The organism is Zafaria cholistanensis, assembly GCF_008580665.1.
Taxonomy (GTDB): Bacteria; Actinomycetota; Actinomycetes; order Actinomycetales; family Micrococcaceae; genus Zafaria; species Zafaria cholistanensis.
In genome coordinates this window covers 1-1,126 of record NZ_BKDJ01000038.1, presented here as the reverse complement: position 1 = coordinate 1,126, position 1,126 = coordinate 1, and the positions used below count along the sequence as shown (strand labels likewise).

Below are 1,126 nucleotides of genomic sequence, written 5' to 3'. Positions count from 1 at the left end.
TTCCGCGCCGGACCGCGTTGTATGGGGCGCATGCGGCGTTGGGTGCCTCGTTTACCGATTTTGGCGGGTGGGACATGCCGCTGAGGTATGGTTCGGAGTTGGCCGAGCACCGTGCGGTGCGCTCGGCCGCGGGCCTGTTCGATTTGTCCCACATGGGCGAGGTGCGGGTGCGGGGTGCGCAGGCGGGGGTGTTTTTGAACACCGCCCTGGTGGGCAACCTCGCGGCCGTGCCGGTGGGCAAGGCCAAGTACTCGCTGATCTGCACCGCGGGGGGCGGGATCATTGATGATTTGATCGTGTACCGCCTGGGCGGGGACGAGTACCTGGTGGTGCCCAACGCGGGCAATGCCGCGACCGTGGCCGAGGCCCTGGCCGGGCGCGCGGCCGGGTTCGCGGTGGAGGTCATTGACGAATCCGCCGCCACCAGTTTGGTCGCCGTCCAGGGTCCGGCCGCGGCGGGGATCCTGCTGGGGCTGGTCGGCGACAACGAGCGCGGTCCGGTGGGTTCTTTGGCGTATTACGCGGCCGTGGAGGCCACCGTGGCCGGGATCGGGGTGCTGGCCGCGCGTACCGGGTATACCGGCGAGGACGGGTTCGAGTTGTTCGTGCCCAACGCCCGGGCTGCGCAACTGTGGGAGGCGCTGCTGGAGGCCGGGGCCGGGGCCGGGCTGGTTCCGGCCGGGCTGGCCTGCCGGGACTCGCTGCGTTTGGAGGCGGGCATGCCTTTGTACGGCAACGAGCTGTCCGTGGAGACCACCCCGTTCGAGGCCGGGCTGGGCGCGGTGGTCTCTTTCGCGAAAGAGGAGGACTTCACCGGCCGGGCCGCGCTGGCCGCGGCCCGGGACGCCGGGGCCGGGGTCTCCACCGGCCGGCGCCTGGTGGGCCTGAAGGGCCTGGGCCGGCGGGCCGGGCGCGCGGGCTACCCGGTGCTCAGGGACGGGATCCCCGTGGGGCATGTCACCTCCGGCCAGCCTTCCCCGACCCTGGGGTACCCGATCGCGCTGGCCTACGTCGAGGCCGCCCACGCCGGGCCCGGCACCGTGCTGGACGTGGACCTGCGCGGCAGGGCCGAGCCCTTCGAGGTCGTCGCCCTGCCCTTCTACAAACGCCAGAAGTAGAATCCCCG

The 1,126-nt window shown here is 72.1% G+C and carries 1 protein-coding gene; it reads left to right on the top strand.

From position 1 onward, the window contains the following. Positions 1–17 precede the first annotated feature (17 nt). On the top strand, positions 18–1,118 hold the full coding sequence (gcvT, locus tag NCCP_RS14790) for a glycine cleavage system aminomethyltransferase GcvT (RefSeq protein WP_149958049.1): 1,101 nt from the start codon (positions 18–20) through the stop codon (positions 1,116–1,118). The last annotated feature ends 8 nt before the right edge of the window (positions 1,119–1,126 follow it).